This window comes from Nocardioides candidus (assembly GCF_041321175.1).
In the GTDB taxonomy this organism is placed as follows: domain Bacteria; phylum Actinomycetota; class Actinomycetes; order Propionibacteriales; family Nocardioidaceae; genus Nocardioides.
In genome coordinates this window covers 735400-758069 of record NZ_JBGGWC010000002.1, presented here as the reverse complement: position 1 = coordinate 758069, position 22670 = coordinate 735400, and the positions used below count along the sequence as shown (strand labels likewise).

Annotated in this window: 22 protein-coding genes; 16 read left to right on the top strand and 6 right to left on the bottom strand. The window is 71.0% G+C overall.

Annotation, left to right across the window (positions count from 1 at the left end):
* Window positions 1-124: 124 nt before the first annotated feature.
* Genes ACAX67_RS13350 through ACAX67_RS13340 form a run of 3 tightly spaced genes read left to right on the top strand, consistent with a single transcriptional unit; the run spans window position 125 to window position 4975 of the window.
* Complete coding sequence (locus ACAX67_RS13350; protein ID WP_370704337.1) at window positions 125-3214, top strand: glycosyltransferase family 4 protein; 3090 nt, start codon at window positions 125-127, stop codon at window positions 3212-3214.
* A complete protein-coding gene (locus ACAX67_RS13345; protein WP_370704336.1) occupies window positions 3211-4260 on the top strand; it encodes a class I SAM-dependent methyltransferase in 1050 nt (349 codons plus the stop codon). The genes ACAX67_RS13350 and ACAX67_RS13345 overlap by 4 nt, the downstream gene beginning before the upstream one ends.
* 31 nt (window positions 4261-4291) lie before the next feature.
* A complete protein-coding gene (locus ACAX67_RS13340; protein ID WP_370704335.1) occupies window positions 4292-4975 on the top strand; it encodes a hypothetical protein in 684 nt (227 codons plus the stop codon).
* A gap of 56 nt (window positions 4976-5031) precedes the next feature.
* On the opposite strand, the gene cysN is transcribed toward ACAX67_RS13340, so the two are convergent.
* The gene (cysN, locus tag ACAX67_RS13335) at window positions 5032-6312 is read right to left on the bottom strand and encodes a sulfate adenylyltransferase subunit CysN (protein ID WP_370704334.1); all 1281 of its coding nucleotides are present in this window, start codon (window positions 6310-6312) and stop codon (window positions 5032-5034) included.
* The gene (gene cysD / locus ACAX67_RS13330; protein ID WP_370704333.1) at window positions 6312-7226 is read right to left on the bottom strand and encodes a sulfate adenylyltransferase subunit CysD; all 915 of its coding nucleotides are present in this window, start codon (window positions 7224-7226) and stop codon (window positions 6312-6314) included. The genes cysN and cysD overlap by 1 nt, the downstream gene beginning before the upstream one ends.
* An 82-nt stretch (window positions 7227-7308) precedes the next feature.
* On the opposite strand from cysD, the gene ACAX67_RS13325 reads away from it, so the two are divergent.
* Window positions 7309-8085, top strand: a complete 777-nt coding sequence (locus ACAX67_RS13325; RefSeq protein ID WP_370704332.1) for a DUF4143 domain-containing protein — start codon at window positions 7309-7311, stop codon at window positions 8083-8085.
* Window positions 8086-8109: 24 nt separating this feature from the next.
* Here the strand turns inward: ACAX67_RS13325 and ACAX67_RS13320 are convergent, their stop codons facing one another.
* Both ACAX67_RS13320 and cysC read right to left on the bottom strand, forming a co-directional pair.
* Entirely contained in the window at window positions 8110-9174 is a 1065-nt protein-coding gene (locus tag ACAX67_RS13320) for a sulfite exporter TauE/SafE family protein (RefSeq protein WP_370704331.1), read from the bottom strand.
* Window positions 9171-11057 (bottom strand): adenylyl-sulfate kinase, encoded by a 1887-nt coding sequence (gene cysC, locus ACAX67_RS13315; RefSeq protein WP_370704330.1) that lies wholly within the window; start codon window positions 11055-11057, stop codon window positions 9171-9173. Before cysC ends, ACAX67_RS13320 begins: the two co-directional genes overlap by 4 nt.
* Before the next feature lie 118 nt (window positions 11058-11175).
* Here cysC and ACAX67_RS13310 point away from each other — a divergent pair, with 118 nt between their 5' ends.
* From ACAX67_RS13310 to galE, 6 genes are all read left to right on the top strand, one after another.
* Entirely contained in the window at window positions 11176-11607 is a 432-nt protein-coding gene (locus tag ACAX67_RS13310; protein ID WP_370704329.1) for a helix-turn-helix domain-containing protein, read from the top strand.
* Between the two features lie 44 nt (window positions 11608-11651).
* Entirely contained in the window at window positions 11652-12242 is a 591-nt protein-coding gene (locus tag ACAX67_RS13305; protein WP_370704328.1) for a hypothetical protein, read from the top strand.
* Window positions 12243-12319: 77 nt separating this feature from the next.
* The gene (locus ACAX67_RS13300; protein ID WP_370704327.1) at window positions 12320-12619 is read left to right on the top strand and encodes a DUF2516 family protein; all 300 of its coding nucleotides are present in this window, start codon (window positions 12320-12322) and stop codon (window positions 12617-12619) included.
* A gap of 121 nt (window positions 12620-12740) precedes the next feature.
* On the top strand, window positions 12741-13100 hold the full coding sequence (locus ACAX67_RS13295) for a phosphomannose isomerase type II C-terminal cupin domain (protein ID WP_370704326.1): 360 nt from the start codon (window positions 12741-12743) through the stop codon (window positions 13098-13100).
* Between the two features lie 83 nt (window positions 13101-13183).
* On the top strand, window positions 13184-15007 hold the full coding sequence (locus ACAX67_RS13290; protein WP_370704325.1) for a hypothetical protein: 1824 nt from the start codon (window positions 13184-13186) through the stop codon (window positions 15005-15007).
* A gap of 39 nt (window positions 15008-15046) precedes the next feature.
* The gene (gene galE, locus ACAX67_RS13285) at window positions 15047-16051 is read left to right on the top strand and encodes a UDP-glucose 4-epimerase GalE (protein ID WP_370704324.1); all 1005 of its coding nucleotides are present in this window, start codon (window positions 15047-15049) and stop codon (window positions 16049-16051) included.
* A gap of 110 nt (window positions 16052-16161) precedes the next feature.
* Here galE and ACAX67_RS13280 read toward each other — a convergent pair whose 3' ends face one another.
* Window positions 16162-17616, bottom strand: a complete 1455-nt coding sequence (locus ACAX67_RS13280) for a sugar transferase (RefSeq protein ID WP_370704323.1) — start codon at window positions 17614-17616, stop codon at window positions 16162-16164.
* A 259-nt stretch (window positions 17617-17875) separates the two neighbouring features.
* Here ACAX67_RS13280 and ACAX67_RS13275 point away from each other — a divergent pair, with 259 nt between their 5' ends.
* Window positions 17876-18712, top strand: a complete 837-nt coding sequence (locus ACAX67_RS13275) for an N-acetylmuramoyl-L-alanine amidase family protein (protein WP_370704322.1) — start codon at window positions 17876-17878, stop codon at window positions 18710-18712.
* Here ACAX67_RS13275 and ACAX67_RS13270 read toward each other — a convergent pair.
* Window positions 18664-18825, bottom strand: coding sequence for a hypothetical protein (locus ACAX67_RS13270; RefSeq protein WP_370704321.1), 162 nt, complete (start codon window positions 18823-18825; stop codon window positions 18664-18666). The genes ACAX67_RS13275 and ACAX67_RS13270 overlap by 49 nt on opposite strands.
* A 224-nt stretch (window positions 18826-19049) precedes the next feature.
* Here ACAX67_RS13270 and ACAX67_RS13265 point away from each other — a divergent pair, with 224 nt between their 5' ends.
* From ACAX67_RS13265 to ACAX67_RS13245, 5 genes are read left to right on the top strand one after another with little or no spacing between them, the layout of a single operon-like run.
* Window positions 19050-19937: a glucosyl-3-phosphoglycerate synthase gene (locus ACAX67_RS13265; protein WP_370704320.1), complete on the top strand. Its 888-nt coding sequence runs from the start codon at window positions 19050-19052 to the stop codon at window positions 19935-19937.
* Window positions 19937-20797, top strand: coding sequence for a dihydropteroate synthase (folP, locus tag ACAX67_RS13260; protein WP_370704319.1), 861 nt, complete (start codon window positions 19937-19939; stop codon window positions 20795-20797). Before ACAX67_RS13265 ends, folP begins: the two co-directional genes overlap by 1 nt.
* Window positions 20794-21282: a class III extradiol ring-cleavage dioxygenase family protein gene (locus tag ACAX67_RS13255; RefSeq protein WP_370704318.1), complete on the top strand. Its 489-nt coding sequence runs from the start codon at window positions 20794-20796 to the stop codon at window positions 21280-21282. The genes folP and ACAX67_RS13255 overlap by 4 nt, the downstream gene beginning before the upstream one ends.
* A 27-nt stretch (window positions 21283-21309) precedes the next feature.
* A complete protein-coding gene (locus ACAX67_RS13250) occupies window positions 21310-21897 on the top strand; it encodes a rhomboid family intramembrane serine protease (RefSeq protein ID WP_370704317.1) in 588 nt (195 codons plus the stop codon).
* Window positions 21894-22667 carry an enoyl-CoA hydratase-related protein gene (locus ACAX67_RS13245; RefSeq protein ID WP_370704316.1) on the top strand — a complete coding sequence of 258 codons (774 nt, stop codon included), beginning with the start codon at window positions 21894-21896 and terminating at the stop codon, window positions 22665-22667. Before ACAX67_RS13250 ends, ACAX67_RS13245 begins: the two co-directional genes overlap by 4 nt.
* Window positions 22668-22670 lie beyond the last annotated feature (3 nt).

Genomic DNA, 22670 nt, shown 5'->3' with positions numbered 1-22670 from the left:
CCCGGGTATCAATGAAGGGAAGCGTTCGGTGCCCCCGGCGTCGCCCATATAGTGTCATGGCGGCCCAGCAGTGGGGCGGGTCGCCGAGGGGCCACCGCATATCCGTCAGGCACCGGGGAGACAGATGCAACGCGATGACTTCGAGGTGAAGCGCTTCCCCGGGATCGAGTCCGTCGGGGTGAGCGACTCCGGGAGCCGGCTCCGCGTGGCGATCGTGACCGAGGAGATCATCGGCCCGGTTCGCAACGGTGGCATCGCGTCGACGTACTACCACCTGGCGAAGGGCCTGGCCGCCGAGGGGCACGAGGTCCACGTGCTCTTCCTCAAGGGTGCGGTGGTGCAGGACGAGACACCCGAGTTCTGGGTCGACCGCTACGCCGAGTTCGGGGTCACCCTGCACTACCTCTCGGTCCCCGACTCCAAGGTGTGGGCGTCGTCCCCGACCTGGCAGGCCCGCTACGCCGCGGCCTACGAGTGGCTGCGCGACCAGGAGCCGTTCGACGTGGTGCACACCTCGGAGTGGCGCGGCGGCCTCGTCTACGCGTTGATGGCCAAGCGGCTGGGGCTGGCCTTCCGCGACACGCTCTTCCTGGTCAAGACCTCCTCGCCCCACATCTGGAACCGGCACTACCAGATGCTGCCCATCACCGACACCAACCTGGTGGCGGCCGCCTACGCCGAGCAGAAGTGCGTCGAGCTCGCCGACGTGGTCATCGGCGGATCCGCCCACCTACTGTCGTTCATGGAACGCATCGGCTACCGGCTGCCGCCGGCGAACGTGTTCGTGCAGCCCAACATCGTCGACTTCTCCAACGTGCCGGTCCTCGACCGGCGGCCCGGCGAGCCACGCCGTCACGGAGACGTCGTGCGCAGCCGCGACCTGGTCTTCTTCGGCCGGCTGGAGGCCCGGAAGGGCATCGAGATCTTCTGCAGCGCGATCGACCTGCTCCACGAGCGCGGTGAGGTGCCCGACTCGGTTACCTTCCTCGGCAAGTGGGGCGGTCGGCTGGCGGCGCAGGGCGGGCTGAGCCCCGAGCAGTACATCCGCGAGAAGGCGGAGACCTGGAGCTGCCCGATCACGATCATCAACGACAAGAACCAGCCCGAGGCGTTGACGTTCCTCACCGAGCGGGACCGGATAGCGGTCATGCCGTCGCTGATCGAGAACTCCACGATGGCGGTCTACGAGACGCTGGAGCAGCGCGTGCCGTTCATCGCGACCGCGGTCGGCGGGACGCCCGAGCTGATCGCCGAGGACGACCACGCGGCCTGCCTCGTCGAGCCGACGGCCCAGGCCCTGGCCGAGCGGCTCGAGACGGCGCTGCGCGACGGGCAGCCCATCGCCCACCCGGCCTTCTCCAACGAGGCCAACCTCGAGGTCTGGTACGGCTACCACGCCCACCTGGCCGACCTCGTCGAGCAGCACGGCCGCACGGAGGCGGTGGCGAGCCTCCTGACCGGGGTCGACCAGCCCGGCAGCCGGGTGCAGACCGTCAGCCAGGTCGCCCTGGTCCGCCGCGACGACTCGCTCGAGGACCTCGTCAAGGCGTGCCACGCCGCCACGCCCGACGAGCTCGTCCTGGGCTACACCGATCCGCACGTGCGTGTGGCGATCGAGAAGGTGGCCGCGCTCCTCGACGAGGCGTGTCCGGCCGTCCGCGTCGTCAACTGCATCGGGCAGACCTCGGGCACGGCGCTCAACACCCTCGCGCTCTCGCAGACCTGCGACGCGATGGTCGTCTCCGACGGGCTGTCCGCCCTTCCGCAGGACGGCTTCTTCGACGCCGTCCGCGAGGCCCTCACGCACCGGCCGCGCGTCCTGTTCACCACGTTCTTCGCCACCGACGGCACCACCGTCGGCCTGCCGCTCGGCGGCGACGTCGCGACCCAGTTCCTCACCTCGCGCGGCTACGGCCCGGAGCTGTTCGCGGTGCGCGCCGACACCTTCGCGACGATCGGCACGTTCGAGCCGTACGACGCCCGCCACGGTGTCGTGCACGAGTACGTCACGCGCGCGGCCGAGGCCGGACACGACCTCCTCGTGCTGCCCGAGCAGCTGCTCAGCTGGCCGTCCGCCGAGCTCGAGGCGACGGCGTACGCTGCCGACCAGCTCTACGGCTACCTCAAGGCCAAGCCGCTCATCGACGCCTCCCCGCTGGCGCAGCGCAAGGTGGTGCTGGCCGCACTGAGCGGTGCGGCCGGCAGACCGGTCGGCACGGTCGACGAGTGGATGCTGCGCACCGACTCCGTCGACCCCGCGCAGCCGCAGTGGCTGATGCCGGCCATGTGGGGTCCGGAGAGCAAGCGGGCAGCCGCCCACCGCCGGGTGATCTTCGGCGTGCACACCGCGAAGAGCGAGATCTGGCTCTACGCACGCGGCCCCGGTGAGCGCCGGTTCCGGGTGCGCGGTGACGACGTCGCGGTCGAGCTGGTGGCGACGCGCGGCGTGGAGGGCACCGAGGACTACACGACGTTGTCGGTCTTCCCGGTCCCGACGGTCTGGACCCCGGCGACCTCCTACCCGCTGCTGTGGAGCCTGCACGACGGCGACGAGGAGCTGATCTCGGTCTTCCTCCGGGTCAACAAGGTCGGCGCCCGCACCTTCTCGCTCTCCGGCCGGGCGCCGGCGCTGTCGGCTCGGTTGCTCGCCGAGCTGATGGAGAAGCAGCCCGACGAGCAGGCCGGACCGACCCTCTGGTCCTTGGAGAACGCGCCGTCCGACCCGGCCGAGGTCGAGGCCCGCAGTGCGGAGCTCGTCGCGGCCGGCCCGGGTCCGCGGCCGGCCGCGCCGGGGTCGGGGCTGCGCTCTCCCGAGCGGCGCGGCGGCTGGGCCGTCGGCGACTGGCTGTCGGGCTGGGCGTGGGACCGGCAGGCCCCCGACCGGGTGCTGCACGTCGCCGTACGACGCGGGGAGGAGACGCTCCTCGTCGTGCCCGCCGACGTGGTCGACCGCTCGCTCGAGGACGTCCCCGGGCGCGGGGCGCACGCCTACCGCATCCCCGTCCTGCCCGCGTTCGTCGAGGGTGACGACGTGCACCTCGTCCTCTGGGAGGACGGATCGCCCGTGTACCGTGGCGGGCTGCACGTCGACCGGGTCGACGGCACGGCCGGGCCACGGCTGCGCCGGGTCCAGGCCGACCAGGACCCGCCCCCGGTCCGCTCCGGTCGGGGCGAGCCGTCGAGGAAGAAGAGGTCGTGGTGGGGAAGCCGGTGAGGAAGGACGCGCGGGCGGGCGACGCCGCCGACCTCGACATCGACCCCGTCGCGGAGCTCGCGGTCGTCGACGCCCGTTACCTCGAGGCGCGCGGCGAGGACCCCAGCAACGAGCCCAGCAACGAGCCCAGCGACGAGCTGGTCGAGGCCGCCTTCCGGCTGAGCCTCCTGGAGCCCGCCGGGGACTGGACCTCCGACGTCGTGCAGGCCAAGGTCGCCTACTTCCACTTCGCACCCGACCTCGAGGCAGCGCTGCGCAACTACGACCCCCACCTGGTCGACCTCTCCGCCCGCTTCGGCTACCTCACCTGGCCGCGCCGCATCCGTGAGCACGTGCGCGGCCGGTCGGTCCTCGACGTCGGCTGCAGGTTCGGCGGGTTCGGCATGGGGTTCCTGGTCGCGGGCGCGACGTCGTACGTCGGCGTCGACCCGATGCTCGACCTCGACAGCACGCGCGCCCGCGACAAGCGGCGCCGCGCGTGGGGCGACATGGGGATCACCCCGCGGCAGATCTCCGAGCAGCTGCCCGCCCTCCGGTCCGTGCGGGGCGCGGTCGAGGACGGGGCGGTCGACGGCACGTTCGACACCATCGCGATGCACAACGTCACCGAGCGCCTGCACAACCTCGACGACGTGCTCGTGGGACTGACCAAGCTCTGCCACCGCGACACCCGGCTGGTGCTGCTCCACCACAGCTTCTACGGCTGGAGCGGGCACCACCAGGCACCGGTGCAGCCCGAGCAGCTCGACGAGGACGACCCCCGCCACCAGCTGGTCTACGACTGGCGGCACATCAACGCGGTGCCCGACCTCGCCGACGACCACCCCATGATCAGGGTCCTCAACCGGATCCGGCTCGACGACCTCCGCTCGATGATCGAGCAGCATTTCGACGTCGAGCGGTGGGACGAGATCCCCTCCCGGCAGCAGGCCCTCGACCGGCTCACGCCGGAGGTCCTCGCCCGGGTGCGGGAGACCGTCCCCGACATCACCGAGCGTGAGCTCTCCACCAACACGGTGCTCGTCGTCGCGCGCCCGAAGTCCTGACCCCTCAACTCATCGGGAGAAGAGAGAACAGATGACCCAGCAAGTGATCCGGAAGCCCCTCCGGCACGGCGTCGCCGCCCTCGCCGTCACCCTGCTCGTCGGTGCCACCGCCGCGTGCAGCAGCGACGGTGGGGACAAGAAGAGCGATGACGACTCCCCGAGCGACGGCACCAGCACCTCGGCCACCGCGACCGACACGGCCAGCAGCTCCAGCTCGCCGACGTCGACGAGCTCGGCGGACCCCACCGAGAACGGCGGCTACGCGGCGATGCCGGACTGCAGCCAGTTCGCGACATCGGTGGTCAAGGGCAAGGACGTCGTCGAGGGCGACAGCACGCCCGGCAAGATCTGCCGCTTCTCGGTCGGCTCCGCCGACGACCCAGTGGCCGTCCAGCTGGCCTTCATCGTCCGCGGTGGCGGTGACTGGCCCAAGAAGTTCAAGGCCAAGGACCTCAACACGATCCTCGCCTCGGCCGGCGACGACGACCGCGACTGGGTCTCGGAGACGACCGAGCTGAAGCTGAAGAAGAAGGCGGACTTCGACTACGGCGTCCGCTTCCACCAGACCCTGGGCAAGGCCGAGCGCACCCAGTTCCGCCTGTTCACCTTCGCCAAGAACGGCGACCTCCTCCAGTGCTACACCAACGCCGACGAGAAGTACGTCGACAGCTTCGAGGACTGGTGCGGCGACGTGCTGAAGGCCGTCCAGCCCTGATCAGATGCAAGAACCCCGCACCGTCCGGTGCGGGGTTCTTGCGTTGCTGGCCGAGGTCAGCTGTTGATCATGCCGGCGCCGACGGTCACGCCGGTCGCCTCGTCGATCAGGATGAACGAGCCGGTGGCGCGGTTCTTCGCGTAGGGGTCGCTCAGCAGCGGCACCGTGGTGCGCAGCTGGACGCGGCCGATCTCGTTGACGCCGAGCTCCTTGGTCTCCTGGTCGCGGTGCAGGGTGTTGACGTCGAGGCGGTACTGGATGTCCTTGACCAGCGCGCGACCGGTGCGGGTCGTGTGCTTGATGGCCAGCTTCTGCCGCGGCTTGAGCGGCGTCGTGGTCATCCAGCAGATCATCGCGTCGATGTCCTGGCGCGGCTCGGGCGCGTTCTTCACCCGGGCGATCAGGTCGCCCCGCGAGACGTCGACGTCGTCCTCGAGGTGGACGGTGACCGACATCGGCGGGAACGCCTCGGTGACCTCCTGGTCGAACAGGTCGATCCGCGAGATCTTCGACGTCATGCCCGAGGGCAGCACGACGACCTCGTCGCCGGGCTTCAGCACGCCGCCGGCGACCTGGCCCGCGTAGCCGCGGTAGTCGTGGAACTCGTCGGACTTGGGTCGCACGACGTACTGCACCGGGAAGCGCGCGTCGATCAGGTCGCGGTCGGAGGCGACGTGGACGTGCTCGAGGTGGTGCATGAGCGTCGGGCCGGAGTACCAGTCCATGTTCTCGGAGCGGTTCACGACGTTGTCGCCGTTGAGCGCCGAGATCGGGATGACCTCGAGGTCCGGGATGTTCAGCTTGGTCGCGAACTGCGTGAACTCGGCGTGGATCTTCTCGTAGACCTCCTGCGAGAAGTCGACGAGGTCCATCTTGTTGACCGCCAGCACCAGGTGCGGGACGCGGAGCAGCGAGAGGATCACGGCGTGGCGGCGCGACTGCTCGGTGAGGCCCTGGCGGGCGTCGACGAGCACCAGGCCGAGGTCGGCGGTGGAGGCGCCGGTCACCATGTTGCGCGTGTACTGCACGTGCCCCGGGGTGTCGGCGATGATGAACTTGCGGCTGGGCGTCGCGAAGTAGCGGTAGGCCACGTCGATCGTGATGCCCTGCTCGCGCTCGGAGCGCAGACCGTCGGTCAGCAGCGCGAGGTCGGTGTAGTCGTAGCCCTTCGACGTGCTCGTCGCCTCGACGGCCTCGAGCTGGTCCTCGAAGATCGACTTCGAGTCGAGCAGGAGCCGCCCGATGAGGGTGGACTTGCCGTCGTCGACGGAGCCCGCGGTCGCGAACCGCAGCAGGTCCATGTTGGTGGGCTGGGTGGTCCCGGTGTTGTCAGCCATCAGAAGTAGCCCTCCTTCTTGCGGTCCTCCATGGCAGCCTCGGAGAACCGGTCGTCACCTCGGGTCGCGCCGCGCTCGGTGACCCGGGCGACGGCGACCTCCTCGATGATCTCCTCGATCGTGGACGCGGTGCTCTCGACGCAACCCGTCAGGGTCAGGTCACCCACCGTGCGGAAGCGGACGGTGCGCTCCTCGGCGACCTCGCCCTCACGGCAGGGGTTGTGCTCGCTCTCGGTCAGCAGCATGCCGTCGCGCTCGAACACGCGTCGCTGGTGCGAGAAGTAGATCGAGGGGATCTCGATGCCCTCGCGACCGATGTAGTCCCAGATGTCGAGCTCGGTCCAGTTGGAGATCGGGAAGATCCGCATGTGCTCGCCCTCGTGGAGGCGGCCGTTGTAGAGGTTCCAGAGCTCGGGGCGCTGGTTCTTCGGGTCCCACTGGCCGAACTCGTCGCGGTGGGAGTAGACGCGCTCCTTGGCGCGAGCCTTCTCCTCGTCGCGGCGGCCGCCACCGAAGGCGGCGGTGAAGCCGTTCTCCTCGATGGCGTTGAGCAGGGTGCCGATCTGGTGGCGGTTGCGGCTGGTCTTGCCGTCGTCGACGACGATGCCGTCGGCGAGCGCCTGCTCGACGGAGGCGACGATCAGCCGGACGCCCAGGCGGTTGACCCAGTTGTCGCGCGTCGCGAGGACCTCGGGGAAGTCGTAGCCGGTGTCGACCTGCAGCACCGGGAAGGGGATCTTGGCCGGGTAGAAGGCCTTCTCGGCGAGGCGCATCATCACGATGCTGTCCTTGCCGCCGGAGAACATCAGGACGGGCTTCTCGAACTCGGCCGCAACCTCGCGGAAGATGTGGATCGACTCGGCCTCGAGCTGGTCGAGCTGGCTCAACCGGTAGTCAGCGTGGGTCTGGGACATGCGGAGCATCGTGCCATGCTGCGCCTTCCAAGGTGACATCTGCGCGAAGCGCGTAGACAAATCTACGAGTTAGGCTGCGGGCATGGCCGACTTCGTCGCCCGGCTGGGCTCCCGGGCCTCGGTGCCGGGGGAGGTGCGCTCGCGCTTCGGCGTCGAGGAGTACGCCGGCCTGCTGGTCGGCGACGACCGCCCCCTCCCTGACCTGCGACACGGCAGGTTGTCGCCGTCGGCGCTCGACGCGCTGCTCCGGGCGCTCGCGGTCCGTCCGTCGGCGGAGCTGAACCGGGCGCGGCTGGCCGCGGTGACCGGCATCCCGCCGACCACGATCGCCCCCTACGTCGCCGCCCTGGTCACGCTCGGGCACGTCCGGCTCGTCCCGGGGGCCCGGGCTGCCGTCGCCAAGCGGGCGATCGCGCGGCCGCGGGTGGTCTTCGAGGACCCCGCCCTCGCGCGCCGCCTCGCCGGCGACGATCCCGCGGGGCTGACCGAGATGGACGGCCGGGCCCGGCTGGCGCCGTACCTCGAAGGGATCGCGGCGGCTGAGCTGCTGCGGCAGCAGGCCACCAGCGAGGTGGACTACCGCGTCACCCACCTCCGCGAGCGCAACGGGCTCGAGGTGGACCTCCTCGTCGAGCTCCCGGACGAGACGGTCTACGGACTCGAGGTCCGCACGGCGGCCGGCTTCCGGCCGCACCAGTTCCGCAACCTGGAGGCCCTCGCCGCCCGTGCCGGGTCGAGCTTCCGGGGTGGCATCGTGCTCAACACCGCGCCGGTGGGCTTCAAGTACCGCCCGGGCATGTGGGGCCTGCCGATCTCGGCACTGTGGGAGTGGGACGACCGACGGCCCGGCGCCGACTGACGTCGGCGGTCTCCCCGCGTCCCGCTACGGGCGCGACGGGGGCTTCTGGTCCGTCCGCCTGCCCGGCTGGGCCCTGCCCGCGGCGACGGCCGCCTTCCGGGCGGCCCGGCGGTCGCCGGGGATCTTCTCCAGCTCCGCGACCGTGGGAGCTCCCATGAACGGGAGGTCGTGGCTGCGGCGGATGAGGCCCCACACCAGCGGCACCAGCACGAGCATCGCGACGCCGACGAGGCCCACGAGGACCGGGTGGGTCTCCTCCTTGCCGAGCGGCGCCCACCCGGCCTTGTCGAGCAGCGCGACCCCGGACATGGTCAGCACGACGACGATGCCGCGACGGATGTAGCTCTGCGGCACCCTCGGCGCGATCGACGAGCCGATCATCGTGCCGGGCACCGAGCCGACGATGAGGGGGATCGTGATCGTCCAGTCGATGCCGTTGATCGCGATGTTGGACAGCGCCGCCGAGAGGACCAGGGGCACCGCCTGCACCAGGTCGGTGCCGACCAGCTTCACCGCGGACAGGCCGGGGTAGAGCATCAGCAGCGCGATCATGATGACCGAGCCGGAGCCGACGCTGGTGATGCCGACGAGCAGGCCGCCGAGCATGCCGACGAGGAGCGTCGGCACGGGGCGGATCCGCGGGTTCTCCTCGGGCGCAGGTGCGCCGCCGCGGACGCGCCGGAGGTTGATGTAGAGGCGTAGGGCGTAGGTGGTGGCCGCGAGGAGGAGGGCGAAGCCGATCGCCATCTTCAGCACGAAGTCGAGCTGCTCCTCGTCGGTGGTGAAGTGGTGGACCAGCCAGGGCCCGAGGAACGCCATGGGCACCGACCCCGCGATCAGCCAGGCCGCGAGCCGGAAGTTCGGAGAGCCGCTCCGGGCGTGGACCGCCGCGCCGCCGCTCTTGTAGACCGCGGCGGCCGCGAGGTCGGCCGTGACGACCGTGGCCGCCTCGCCGCCGCCGACGCCGAGGAAGATCAGGGCGGGCGTCATCAGCGCTCCGCCCCCCATGCCCGTGAGACCGACGATGACGCCGACGAAGAAGCCGGCCGCCGCGATCGACAAGGCAGTGAGGGTGAGCAGGTCGCTCATGGGTTGGTCCTTCCCGCGCCCGTCAGACGGGGCATGACGACGCGCAGCAGCCCGTCGATCTGGTCGGCGCACAGCTCGGCGGCCGCACGTCCACGATTGAAAGGGTCGCCGATCTCGTGGGCCGGACTGGCTGAGGCGCGCCGGTGGCCGGCGTGCGCGACGAGCTGGCGTCCCACGAGCGAGGGGTCGATCCGGTTGACGGTCTCGGCGAACTGCCCGAGCGTGAAGACCTTGCGGAAGGCACTGGGCGCCTCCTCGAGGACGTACTCGCGGTGCGTCGTCTCCGCCGTGAGCACCAGGTCGGCCGACTCCACGAGGGCGCGCGTCAGCGGACGGCTGCGGAAGGCGGCGAGCGGAGCGTCGTCGATGCCGCGTGCGGCCAGCACCGCGGCCATGGTCGCGTCGACCGCGCGGGCGGTGAACCCGTGCGTGCCCGCGCTGGCGAGCTCGACGGCGACGGCTCCGTCACCGGCGAAGGACCCCGCCCGCATCTCCATGTAGGGCGAGCGGCAGATGTTGGCCGTGCAGACGAAGAGCACGCTCAGCCGCTCGTCGGCGGCGCGGCTGCCGTCGGGGGCGTCGAGGGGCACGGTGGCCGGCGCGTCCACCGCCGCCGCGACCGGGGCCGGGGTGTTGACGCGACCGGCCGCCGGGGCGTCGTCGGTGACGAGGTCGAGGTAGCCCGTGGCGCGCAGCGCGACCAGCACCTCGTCGAGCGCCTCGTCGATCGTGCGACCCGTCGTGTCGACGCGGACGTCGGCGTCCTCAGGCTCCTCGTAGGGCGAGGAGATGCCGGTGAACTCGGGGATCTCGCCGCGGCGCGCCTTCGCGTACAGCCCCTTGCGGTCGCGTCGCTCGCACTCCTCCAACGGCGTCGCCACGTGGACGAGGAAGAACGCGCCGCCAGCGTCGGCGACGTACTGCCGCACCTGCTTGCGGGTCTCGTCGAACGGCGCGATCGGGCTGCAGACCGCGACACCGCCGTGCCGGGAGATCTCGGCGGCGACCCAGCCGATGCGGCGGATGTTGGTCTCCCGGTCCTCCTTGGAGAAGGTCAGCCCCGCGGAGAGGTTGCGACGCACCACGTCGCCGTCGAGGCTCGTCAGCGAGCGGCCGCCGTGCTCGAGCAGGCGGTCCATCAGCGCCTGGGCCAGCGTGGACTTGCCGCTGCCGGAGAGGCCCGTGAAGAACAGGACCAGCCCCTGCTCGTCGCGTGCGGGACGGTCGGTGCGGACGATGTCGGCCACCTCGGGTGCGGGCGTGCCGCCCGGGGGCAGGTCGAGCACCTGGTCGGGCCCGGCGTAGTTGGCCACGACCTGCGCGCGCAAGGTCGCGTCCGCGCCCGGGTCACCGTGCGAGGCAAGAGGTACGGCGACCACGTCGACCGAGGCGCCCCCGGACCCGACGGCCTCGGCGGCCCGCAGGGTCGCGCGGATCAGCCCGACGGCGGAGAGCGCGGGCGTGCCCCGGCCGACCAGGGCGAGCAGGACGAGGTCGCCGTGTCCGCGCAGCCTGGTGAGCTGCTCCGAGGTCAGGGCATCGGTCACCGGGACGACGGTCCGGCCAGCGTACTGCTGGCGGACGGTGTCGGGTGCGAGGTAGAGACGCCGGAACGGGCCGTACTGCGCGTGGGTGAGGGGGGTGACCGCCCAGCCGGCACCGCCACCGCTCACCCGGGCCAGCGGGAGGCCCTCGGGATCCACGAGCTCGACGGCTCCGCCCGCGGCGACCTCCTCGGCGAGCTCGCCGGGCAGGGCGAGGGTGATCGGACTGCCGGGCTCGTTGAAGCCGACGGTGGGTGCGAGTGCTCCGGCCGTCAGCAGCTCGAGGTCGTCCAGCTCGCGCGGCGAGGGACAGTGCTGCGGCGGGGGAGGGTTCGACACGAGGGGTATCTTGCCAAACACACGCAAGACAATAGGAATTGTCTATCACTCGGCCATGTGAACCAGTTCACCTGCTCTCAGCTTGCAAATTGCTAACTCCAGCAAGCACACTGGAGACATGGTGAAGGCAAGGGTGACCGAGACGGTCGGCGCACTGGGCGACTACCTCAAGGAGCAGCGCACGCAGTCGCGCCTCTCCCTGCGGCAGCTCGCCGAGCAGGCCGGCGTCTCCAACCCCTATCTGAGCCAGATCGAGCGCGGGCTCCGCAGGCCGTCGGCCGAGGTGCTGCAGCAGATCGCGAAGGCGCTGCGCATCTCCGCGGAGCAGCTGTACATCCGGGCGGGCATTCTCAGCCCGGATGACGGCGTGGGTGGATCGGTCGAGCTCGCCGTCCTCGGCGACACCGGCCTCACCGAGCGGCAGAAGCAGTCGCTCCTCGACGTCTACTCGTCGTTCCTGGCCCTCAACGAGGCCGACCGGACGTCCGCCGAGACGCCTGTCGTCTCGGACGAGCCGGCTGACAACGACGCGACGACGGCTCTGTCCTGAACGATTCGCACGAGCTCCACACACACAAGAAGGGTGTAATCCGCATGCCGAAGCTTGAGCTTCCCAAGATCGAGGTGCCGAAGATCGGCCTGACCTCTCTCGACCTGCCCGACGTCCCGGTGCCCGCCGCCGTGGCGCGCCCGATCTACGCCGGTGTCGGCGCGACCGACCTGGCCGTCGAGAAGGTCCGTGGCTACGTCACCGACGTCCAGGCCAAGGTCAACGCCCGCGTGGCCGACGTCCAGAAGTCCGTCAAGGAGTTCGAGGTCCCGCAGCCCAAGTCCCTCCAGGACAAGGCCGTCGCGCAGCTCACCGACACCCGCGCCAAGTTCGAGGCCAAGCTGGCCGAGTTCCAGGCCGACGCCAAGGCCCTCCCGGCCAAGGCCCAGAGCAAGCTCGACGAGAACGTCGCGGCCGCGACCAAGCAGTACTCCGACCTCGCCAAGCGCGGCGAGTCCGTCGTGATCAAGATCCGCAAGGGTGACGAGGTCAAGGCCCCCGCCAAGACCCCCGGCTCGGTCGCGAAGAAGGCTCCCGCCAAGAAGACCCCCGCCAAGAAGGCGCCGGCCAAGAAGACGACCGCCAAGAAGGCGACCGCCAAGAAGGCTCCGGCCAAGAAGGCCGCCGCCAACTGAGGTAGCGCTCCGCCGACGAGGCCCCGAGGGTTGATCCCTCGGGGCCTCGTGCTCTCCCCGATAGGATCGGCCGCACCATGGATGTCTTCGTGCTCGAGGGGTGGATCTACCTCGCGGTCTTCTTCTTGCTCCTCGTGATCAAGATCTTCGCGTTCGCCAACTCCCTGCTCTACTCCGCCGAGTCCTACGTCGCCGCCGACCGGCGCAACAAGACCACGTGGTGCGCGGTCCTCGGCGTCGCCCTGCTCCTCCAGCTCGCCCAGCTCGTGTTGCCGCTGCCGCTGTTCTTCTCGATCATCAACTTCGGGATGACCATCGCGGCACTGGTCTACCTCGCCGACGTACGCCCTGCGCTCGCCGGCCTCCGCCGCCGCTGACCCCGCCGGTCAACTTTTCTTTGCCTTTCTGCGTACCTTCGGTATCTCCCGCGTCGTTACGGTTGACGTTGCGCCGGGGGGCCAGAGGGGGCGTGCAGGGACCAAGTGTGGGAGTGACGTCGTGATCGGTGACAGTGCAGTTCGGCCGTGGGGCTCGTGGCAGGTCCTCGACGAGGGCGAGGGCTTCAAGGTGAAGCGCATCGTCGTCGAGCCGGGCGCTCGCCTGTCCTACCAGACCCACGAGCACCGGGCCGAGCACTGGACCGTCGTCTCCGGCACGGCCACCTGCGTGGTGGACGGACACGACCTCGTGCTGCAGGTCGCCGAGTCGGTCAACGTGGCCATCGGCGAACCCCACCGCATCACCAACCAGCACGACGTGCCGCTGATCATCATCGAGGTCCAGCACGGCACCTACACCGGTGAGGACGACATCTGCCGCCTCGAGGACGACTACGGGCGGGTCGAGGTCACCTCCTGACGTCCTCGGCGTCCTGTCGTTCGTTCGGATGAATCTTTCGTCGAAGGCGTGACGCGGCGCCGGAGCAGGCGCAGAGTGCAGGGATGGCGACTCTCTGGCCTCGACGACTCCTCCCTGCCGTGATCGCGACGACGGCCCTGGTGGGAAGCACCCTGGCCGCGGCCTCCGCGCCGTCGCCCGCGCACGCAGATCCGACTAAGCCGGTCGCACCGTCGATCACCTCCGGGAGCAACGGCGACATCGCCTGGACCGCGATCTCTCGCGACGGGACCGGCGGTGTCAGCGGCGGTACGCTCTACTCGAGCGACGGATCCAGCTACTTCCCGCCGAGCGGCATCGCTCCGCGCGACCCGGAGTGGTCGCCGGACGGCAGCCAGATCGTCTATGCCGGCTATGCCGTCGGGTCGTCCAGCGGGACCGGGATCTGGGTGGTCGGCCAACCCTTCCACGTGCACACGACGCCGCTGCGGCTGACGACGAGCGCCTACGACAGCGACCCCACCTGGTCACCCGACGGCACCCGGATCGCGTTCGCCCGCTCGCAGGCGGGCAACGGCAACGGCATCTACCTCGTCGATGCCGACGGTGGCACGCCCCGGCGCATCTACGGCGACGGCTACGTCGAGGACCTCTCGTGGTCGCCGGACGGTCGGAAGATCGCGTTCGCCGGCTACTGCTGCGGCTACGGAACCACCCAGCACATCTACGTGCTCGACCTCGACGGCGGCCCGTTGGTCGACCTGGGTGCCGGACTGTCGCCGGCCTGGAAGCCGGACGGCACGAGGATCGCGTTCGAGTACGTCTACTCGTCGACCGATCACGACATCTACCAGATGAACCCCGACGGCAGCGGTGTCTCGGGCATCCAGACGGGGACCGTGTCCGACTCCGAGCCGACGTGGTCGCCCGACGGCCTTCAGGTCGCCTTCCACCGCTCGGGCGGGATCTACACCTACGGGGTCTTCAGCGGCGTGACGACGCAGGTCAGCACCTACGGCGCCGAGGTCGAGTCGACGACCTGGGGCTCGAACCAGACCGTCTGCCAGGGCCGACCGACCACGATCAGCGGCACCGCCGGGGCGGACACCCTGCGCGGCTCGAGTGGCGTGGACGTCATCAACGGCCTGGGTGGTGACGACATCATCATCGGGATGCAGGGCCAGGACATCATCTGCGGCGGAGCCGGCGACGACTGGGTCAGCTACGAGGGCCAGACCGCTCCGGCGCGGGCGGCGATCGGCGAGACCGACCCCGCGTCGGGCATGAGCGACCTGATCGCCGCAGACGTGGAGAACCTGGCCGGGGGCGCCGGCCCCGACTACCTCGTCGGCGACGACCGCAGCAACTCCCTCGACGGCGGCCGCGGCGACGACTCCATCCACGGTGGCGGCGGGGACGACCTGCTGGTCGGCTGGGCGGGCGATGACGAGGTCTTCGGCGACGACGGCTCGGACGAGCTCACCGGGGACGCCGGCGACGACGTGCTGCGCGGTGGCGACGGCGACGACCAGCTCATCGGCGGCGAGGACGCCGACCTGATCGTCGGCGGTCCCGGCACGATGGACCTCGCCGACTACACCGGCCGCACGCAGCCGGTGACCGTCACGCTCGGAGGTCCGGCAGGGGAGGACGGCGGCAAGGTCGACGGCGCCGCGGACGACCGCGACACGGTCAAGGGGTCGGTGGAGAACGTCACCGGGGGCAACGGTGCCGACACCTTGATCGGCAACGACCTCAACAACCAGATCCGGGGCAACGGCGGCGCCGACACGATGCGCGGCGGCGCGGGCAAGGACCTGATCCGTGCCCAGGACAACGCGGCCGATGCGGTCATCGACTGCGGTACCGACACCGACTCGCCGGCGATCAAGGACGCCGTCGACCCCGCGCCGATCAGCTGTCCGTGATTCCGGGGCGCTGGGCGTGACCCCGTACCCTGCTGTGCCATGAAGGTCCTCGTCACCGGCGGCGCCGGCTACATCGGTTCGATCACCGCGAAGGCCCTCGAGGAGGCCGGCCACACGCCGGTCATCCTCGACTCGCTCCTCAGCGGTCCGCGGCAGTTCGTCGGCGACCGGATCTTCTACGAGGGCGACATCGCCGACCGGGCGCTCGTAGCGCGCATCGTCGAGGAGCACCCCGACATCGAGTCGACCATCCACATGGCGGCGCGGATCGTCGTACCGGAGTCGGTCGAGCTGCCCTACGAGTACTACCGCGACAACGTCGCGAAGTCGCTGGAGCTCTTCGACCAGCTCGAGAAGCTCGGCAAGCCGCGGATCCTGTTCTCCTCCACCGCGTCGCTCTACGCGTTGCAGCCGGCGTTCGAGGTGCGGGAGACCGACCCGGTCGAGCCGACCTCGCCGTACGCCCGCACCAAGCGGATGATGGAGATGTGCCTGGAGGACATCGCTCGGGCCACCTCGCTGCGGGCGATCATCCTGCGCTACTTCAACCCGATCGGTGCCGATCCCGACCTCGAGACGGGCTACCACCTCAAGGACGCCACCCACGTCGTGCCGCTCCTCGCGCAGGCCGCCCTCGGCTACCGCGACAAGTTCACCATCACCGGCACCGACCTCCCCACCCGCGACGGCACGGGCATCCGTGACTACATCCACGCCTGGGACCTCGCCAAGGCGCACGTGCGCGCGGTCGAGGAGTTCGACGCGGTCATCGAGGCGGAGGGGGCGCCGTACGCCTACCTCAACCTCGGCAAGGGCGACGGCGTGACGGTTCGCGAGCTCGTCGCCGCCGTCGAGCGGGTGGTCGGCCGGACCGTGCCGATCGCCGAGGCCCCCGGCCGCCCGGGCGACGCCGTCGGTGCGTTCGCGAACGCCGACAAGGCCGCCGCCCTGCTCGGCTGGCGCACCGAGGCCACCCTCGACGAGGCGATCGCCTCCGCGCTCGCCTGGGGCGAGAAGCGCCAGGACGTCCTCGGCTACGAGTAGGTCTCGTGACGGTCGCTAGCGCGACCTCCTTGACCAGCGGTGCCTCGACAAGCGCCCGCGGGTGCCTCAGCAAGCGCCCGCGGGTGCCTCAGTAAGCGCCCGCGGGTGCCTCAGTAAGCGCCCTTGGCGTTGAAGACCACGCCGACGGTGCGCCACAGGATGTGCAGGTCCTGCAGCATCGACCAGTTGTCGACGTAGTAGAGGTCGAGCCGGATCGAGTGGTCGTAGGACAGGTCCGAGCGACCCGAGACCTGCCACAGCCCGGTCATGCCGGGGCGGACGTGCAGCCGGCGGCGGGCCGCGGCGTCGTACTGCGCGACCTCGATGGGGAGCGGCGGGCGGGGGCCGACGAGGCTCATGTCGCCGCGCACGACGTTCCAGAGCTGCGGGAGCTCGTCGAAGGAGTAGCGGCGCAGCCAGCGGCCCGGCTTGGTGATGCGCGGGTCGTCGTCCATCTTGAACAGGCCACCGTCGTAGCCGGTCGCGACGTGGAGTGCCGCGAGCAGGTCCTCGGCGTCGGTCACCATCGTGCGGAACTTCGCACAGCGGAACGGCACGCCCTGGCGGCCGACGCGCGACTGCTGGAAGAAGACCGGGCCGCCGTCGTGCAGCTTGATGCGCAGGGCGATGAAGAGGAACAGCGGGCTGAAGAAGAACAGCAGCGCGCTCGCGCCGATGACGTCGAAGGTGCGCTTGCCGATGCGGGTCGCCTGCGCCCACGCGGGGGCGCCGAGGTGCATCAGCGGGAGGCCGCCGACGGGACGGTACGTCGCCCGGCCGGTCGTGATGCCGGTGGCGCTCTGCGCCACGACGACACCGATGCCGCGCTCCTCCGCGTCCCAGACCTTCTCTTGGAGGTCCTGGGCCGAGGTGGACGAGCCGCCGGCGAAGAGGATCACTTCCGCGTCGGCCCGGAGCGCGGCCTCGGTGACGTCGTCGGTGGTGCCGACGACGGGCACGTTGCCCACGGCCGCACCGATCTCGTCGGCCGGGGTGACCGCGCCGACGACGCGGTAGCCGAGCCAACGGGCCTGGTCGAGGATGCCGTGGATCTGGTCCACGTGGCGGTTGTCGCCGGCGATCAGCACCGGCACGCCGAGATGACCCTTGCTGCGCGCCCGGTGGAGCACGTTCCGAGCTCCCCAGCGGGCCAGGAGCAGTGCCGGCAACCCGAAGAGGAAGAAGAAGAGGAAGAAGCTGCGCGAGACGTCGGCCTGCGCCATGAACAGCACGAAGGCGACGATGCCGGAGTAGGCGAGCGTGGCGTTGAGCACCCGCTTGTACTCGTCGGCCCCGCCACCGAGCACCTGCGTGCGGTAGCCGCCGCCGAGGCCGATCACCACGACCCAACCGAGCACCAGCAGAGGGGCTGAGGTCCGGGTCGCCAGGTCGGCGCTGTCGGGGTCGAAGGACATGCCGTTGTCGAGGAGCGCTGCGGCGCCGGTCGTGATCGCGGCGATGGCGGCGTCGAGCGCGAGCAGGCCGACCGGCAGGATCCGCCGGATGCGGCTGTTCGGCGCGGCGAGCGCACGTGTGCGCGCGGCGTACCCGATCACCGCTGTCACCAGATCACCTCGACTTCGCACACGAACGCAGGGGAAGAGTCACGCCGAAATCCCCCACTTCGACACGCGGGCTCAACGAGATGGTCCGTGATCAGTTACACCGTGTGTCGAATTGCACTGCACGTCTGTCTAGACCACGCCTGCCCGCGGGGCAGATGCCTGCGGCCCCGGTGCCGCAGGAACACCGACACTCTAGGCTCGGACGACGATGAGAGCACCATCGAGGCGCCGCCGTTCCGCGTGGTCCGTGACGAGCGTCATGTCCCTCCTGGTCGGCCCGGCGCTCGCGCTCACGGGGTGCGCGGACGGGTCGTCCGGTGCCGATGCCCCCACGGCCTCCGGACCGATCCGGTCCGCACCCACCTCGCGCGCCGCCGGGACCACCACCGAGCCCGGGGCGACGATGTCTCCCGAGCAGCCACTGGCCGGACGGGTGATCGTCATCGACCCCGGCCACCAGCTCGGCAACAGCTCCTTCCATGCCGAGATCGACGCCCCGGTCGAGGCGGGCGGCTTCACCAAGCCCTGCAACACGACCGGCACGTCCACCGACGGCGGCTTCCCGGAGGCGACGTTCGCATGGGAGGTGGCCCGACAGCTGCGCCGGCTGCTCGTCGCCGACGGCGCCCGCGTCGAGCTCACCCGCCACAGCAACTCCGCGAGCGCGTGGGGACCGTGCGTCGACGTGCGTGGCCGCGCCGGGAACCCCGGTGCGCCGGGCCCGACCGCCGACCTCAAGATCAGCATCCACGCCGACGGCTCCTACGCGAGCGGTGCGCACGGGTTCCACGTGATCGCGCCCACGGAGGTCGCGCCGTGGACCACCGACATCGCCGGCCCGTCGCTCCGCCTGGCGCGGGTGGTGCGCGACAGCCTGGTCGACCACGGCTTCGCCACGTCGACGTACACCGCGACCGACGGGATCGCGCTCCGCGGCGACCTCGCCACGCTCAACCTGGCGGACATCCCCACCGTGCTCGTGGAGCTCGGCAACATGCGCGACGCCGGTGATGCCGCGACCATGACCAGCGCGGCGGGGCGCGAGGACTACGCGTCGGCCCTGGCGTCGGCCGTGGAGCGCTTCTCGGCGCGGTGATGCGGCACGTGCGTCGCGGACGTCGCGGTCGTGGCCGGGAGCACGTGGGTCAGCGAGCTGCGCCGCTTGCCGCCGTAGTGACCGCCGTGCGGGCAGGCGCGGCCGTACTTCATGCGGCACCTGGCCTTCCTCGTCCATCTGCGGAGAGCACGCATCAGGAAACCCGGAACTTTCTCCCCCATGTGGTGAACATTCCGCGAATCGCGTCCCGAGTGACCACCAGTCTGCCCCGATGCACCCGGCCGCGCAGCAGGTTCACCCAGGAACGGGCACCTCGGTGCGCGGTCCGGGCGGTGGGTAGTGTCGCGAGCGTGTCCCTCGTGCCCCGGCGGTGCCCGTGAGTCCCATCCGCACCGCGCGGTGGGCGGACTGGTCGCTCGCTGACCTGGTCGATGCCAAGGGAGCGACGCGGGTCAGCCTCGTCGTCCCGGCGCGCAACGAGGCCGGCACGGTGGGCGACGTCGTGGGGAGGGTCCGCGAGCGCCTCGTCGACACCGTCTCGCTGGTCGACGAGATCGTGGTGATCGACAGCGACTCCACCGACGCCACCTACGACGTGGCCACCTCCGCCGGCGCGGTCGTGCACCGGGCCTCGGAGATCCGCCCGGACCTGGGGGCCCACCCCGGCAAGGGAGAGGCGATGTGGAAGTCGCTCTTCGTCACGTCCGGCGACCTGCTGGTCTTCATGGACGCCGACCTCACCGACTGGGACACCCACTTCGTGCCGGGCCTGCTGGGGCCGCTCCTGACCTGGCCGGAGGTCCGGCTGGTGAAGGGCTTCTACGAGCGTCCCGGCGAGACCGGTCCGCTCGACGGGGGCCGGGTCACCGAGCTCGTCGCCCGCCCGCTGATCTCTCTGCTCTTCCCCGACCTGCGCGACCTCGTGCAGCCCCTCGCCGGCGAGTGGGCGGTCCGGCGGTCGCACCTCGCCTCGCTCCCGGTGCCCACCGGCTACGCGGTCGAGCTCGCCGCGCTCGTCGACACGGCAGCCGCCCTCGGCCCGGGTGCGATCGCCCAGGTCGACCTCGGCACCCGCGCGCACGGGCACCAGCCCCTCCTCGACCTGGGTGCGATGGCGGTCCAGATCGTCGCGGCCGCCCTGGCCCGCGCCGGGTGCGCAGCCGGCACCGACTCCGCGATGCTGCGGCAGTTCCTGCCCGGGCCGGAGCCGATGGACCGGGTGGTCGGGACGGTCGAGCGACCGCCCGCGGAGAGGTACCTGTGATGCTCCGGTTCCGCGCGCACACCTTCACCGACGACGCCACGCTGATGATGGCGATCGTCAACCGCACGCCCGACTCGTTCTACGACAAGGGCTCGACCTGGGCCGAGGACGCCGCCTTCGACCGCGTGGCGGCCGTCGTCGCGCAGGGTGCGGAGATCGTCGACATCGGCGGCATCAAGGCTGCCCCCGGCATCGAGATCTCACCCGCCGAGGAGAGGGCGCGGGTCGTCGACTTCGTGGCGCGGGTGCGCGAGACCTACCCCTCCCTCGTCATCTCCGTCGACACCTGGCGCGCCGAGGTCGGGGCGGCGGTCTGCGAGGCCGGGGCCGACGTGCTCAACGACGCATGGGGCGGGGCCGACCCGGAGCTCGTCGACGTCGCGGCCTCCTACGACGCGGGCATCATCTGCACCCACACGGGCGGGGTGACCCCGCGCACCAGACCCTTCCGCATCGAGTACGACGACGTGGTCGCCGCCGCGATCGACGACACCACCCGCTACGCGGAGCGCGCGCTGACGGCGGGGGTGGCGCGCGAGTCGATCGTCATCGACCCCGCCCACGACTTCGGGAAGAACACCTTCCACTCGCTCGAGGTGACGCGCAGGATCGGCGAGATGGTCGAGACCGGCTGGCCGGTGCTGGTGTCGCTGTCCAACAAGGACTTCGTCGGCGAGACCCTCGACCTCCCGGTCGGTGAGCGGCTGATCGGCACCCTCGCGTCGACGGCCGTCTGCGCCCTGGCCGGCGCCCGGATCTACCGCGTGCACGAGGTCGTCGAGACAAGACAGGTCGTCGACATGGTGTGGTCGATCGCCGGCCGCCGCCCGCCCCGCCGGGCCATCCGGGGGCTGCAGTGATCGTGCTCGTGCCGGGCGTCCCGGCCCTGCTGCCGTCGTACGCCTCGATCGACAACCCGGTCGCCGACCTGCGCGCCGCCTGCCTCGACGCGGTCGGCACGCTCGGCCCGCGGGTGCGGGTGGTCGCGCCCACCGACCTCGGCGCCCGGGTCGCCGAGCACCTGCTGGCGACGCTCGGCGCCGAGCCCGCGGCGGACGCGACGGACGTGCTCGTCGTCGGCAACGGCTCGGCCAAGCGCACGGAGAAGGCGCCCGGCCACCTCGACGAGCGGGCGGTGGTCTTCGACGACGACCTGCGCCGCGCGCTCCTCGAGCCGCTCCCGACCGCTCTCTCCGGGCTCGACCCGCAGCTCGCCGACGAGCTGTGGGCCGACGTCGACGGCATCCGCGAGCTCGGCGACCTGCTGCGGCCGGGGACGACGGCCGAGGTGCGCTACGACGGCGACCCGTTCGGGGTGCAGTACTGGGTCATCTGCTGGGCGTGACGGCCGTCGAGACGGCACACTGACCGCGTGGAGATCAGGGGGCGCGAGGTCCCGGCCTGGCAGCAGGCGGCGGTCGTCACGATCGCGTTCACGGTGCTGCTCTGGGCCATCGAGATCGTGGACGCGGCGATGGGCCACCGGCTCGACCAGTACGGCGTCCAACCGCGTTCGGGGGAGGGGCTGCGCGGCATCGTGTTCGCGCCCCTGCTGCACGGCGGCTGGGAGCACCTCGAGGCCAACAGCCTCCCGGTGCTGGTGCTCGGCTTCCTCACCCTCGCGACCGGGATGCTGCGCGGCCTGCTCGCCACCGCCGTGATCTGGGTGGTCGGCGGCGTGGGCGTGTGGCTCGCGGCGGGCAGCCACTCCAACCACATCGGTGCCTCGGGGCTGATCTTCGGCTGGATCGCCTACCTCGCGATCCGCGGGATCGTCAACAGGCAGCCCTGGGAGATCGGCCTCGGCATCCTCGTCCTCGTGCTGTACGGCGGAGCCCTGTGGGGCGTGCTCCCCGGCCAGCCCGGGGTCTCGTGGCAGGGTCACCTCTTCGGCGCGGTCGGCGGCGGCCTGGCCGCGCTGCTGCTCGCCAACGAGCGGCTGTACCGTCTGCGCACGTGACCGACCTGCTCATCGAGCGCCGCGACGGCGTCCTCGACATCACGTTCAACCGGCCCGAGCGGCGCAACGCGTTCACCCGGGCGATGTACGGCGAGCTGCGTCAGCTGTGGATCGACACGGCTGCCGACCGGTCGGTCCGCGTGGTCGTGCTGCGGGGCGCAGGGGGCAAGGCGTTCGCCGCCGGCAACGAGATCTCCGACTTCGTCGGCAACGAGGACGTCGTGCAGTACGAGGACTGGATCCGCGGGATGCTCGACGGCCTCTTCCGGCTGCCGCAGGTGACGGTCGCCGCTGTCGACGGGGTGTGCGTGGGCGGTGGCCTCGCGGTCGCGACGAGCTGCGACCTCCGGGTCGCCACCGCGGGCTCGCGCTTCGGCTACCCGATCGCGCGCACGCTCGGCAACGCCTTGTCCTCGCCCGTCCTCTACCGGTGCGCGGCGGTGTTCGGCGAGTCGCTGACCCGCGAGATGCTGCTCGCCTCGCGCCTGGTCGACGCCGACCGGGCGCACGCCGTCGGGGCGGTCCTGTCGGTGCTGTCCGACCGTGACGCCCTCGACGCCGAGGTCGAGACCCTCGTCGCCGGGATCCTGCAGGCCTCGCCCGCGACGCTCAGGACGACCAAGCAGCAGCTGGCCGCGCGCGCACGCCTCACCGAGGTCGCCCCACCGGAGGAGGAGGCGCTCCTCCACGAGGTCTACGGCGGCCCCGACTTCGCCGAGGGCGTGCGCGCGTTCCTCGCGAAGGAGAAGCCGGCCTTCGGTGCGACGTGAGTG

Bases quoted from the DNA above. Each gene is read 5' to 3' on its own strand.
- ACAX67_RS13350 (WP_370704337.1), top strand. From the start codon at position 125: ATGCAACGCGATGACTTCGAGGTGAAGCGCTTCCCCGGGATCGAGTCC.
- ACAX67_RS13340 (WP_370704335.1), top strand. From the start codon at position 4,292: ATGACCCAGCAAGTGATCCGGAAGCCCCTCCGGCACGGCGTCGCCGCC.
- cysN (WP_370704334.1), bottom strand. From the start codon at position 6,312: ATGGCTGACAACACCGGGACCACCCAGCCCACCAACATGGACCTGCTG.
- cysD (WP_370704333.1), bottom strand. From the start codon at position 7,226: ATGTCCCAGACCCACGCTGACTACCGGTTGAGCCAGCTCGACCAGCTC.
- ACAX67_RS13325 (WP_370704332.1), top strand. From the start codon at position 7,309: ATGGCCGACTTCGTCGCCCGGCTGGGCTCCCGGGCCTCGGTGCCGGGG.
- ACAX67_RS13320 (WP_370704331.1), bottom strand. From the start codon at position 9,174: ATGAGCGACCTGCTCACCCTCACTGCCTTGTCGATCGCGGCGGCCGGC.
- ACAX67_RS13310 (WP_370704329.1), top strand. From the start codon at position 11,176: ATGGTGAAGGCAAGGGTGACCGAGACGGTCGGCGCACTGGGCGACTAC.
- ACAX67_RS13305 (WP_370704328.1), top strand. From the start codon at position 11,652: ATGCCGAAGCTTGAGCTTCCCAAGATCGAGGTGCCGAAGATCGGCCTG.
- ACAX67_RS13300 (WP_370704327.1), top strand. From the start codon at position 12,320: ATGGATGTCTTCGTGCTCGAGGGGTGGATCTACCTCGCGGTCTTCTTC.
- ACAX67_RS13290 (WP_370704325.1), top strand. From the start codon at position 13,184: ATGGCGACTCTCTGGCCTCGACGACTCCTCCCTGCCGTGATCGCGACG.
- galE (WP_370704324.1), top strand. From the start codon at position 15,047: ATGAAGGTCCTCGTCACCGGCGGCGCCGGCTACATCGGTTCGATCACC.
- ACAX67_RS13275 (WP_370704322.1), top strand. From the start codon at position 17,876: ATGTCCCTCCTGGTCGGCCCGGCGCTCGCGCTCACGGGGTGCGCGGAC.
- ACAX67_RS13270 (WP_370704321.1), bottom strand. From the start codon at position 18,825: ATGAAGTACGGCCGCGCCTGCCCGCACGGCGGTCACTACGGCGGCAAG.
- folP (WP_370704319.1), top strand. From the start codon at position 19,937: ATGCTCCGGTTCCGCGCGCACACCTTCACCGACGACGCCACGCTGATG.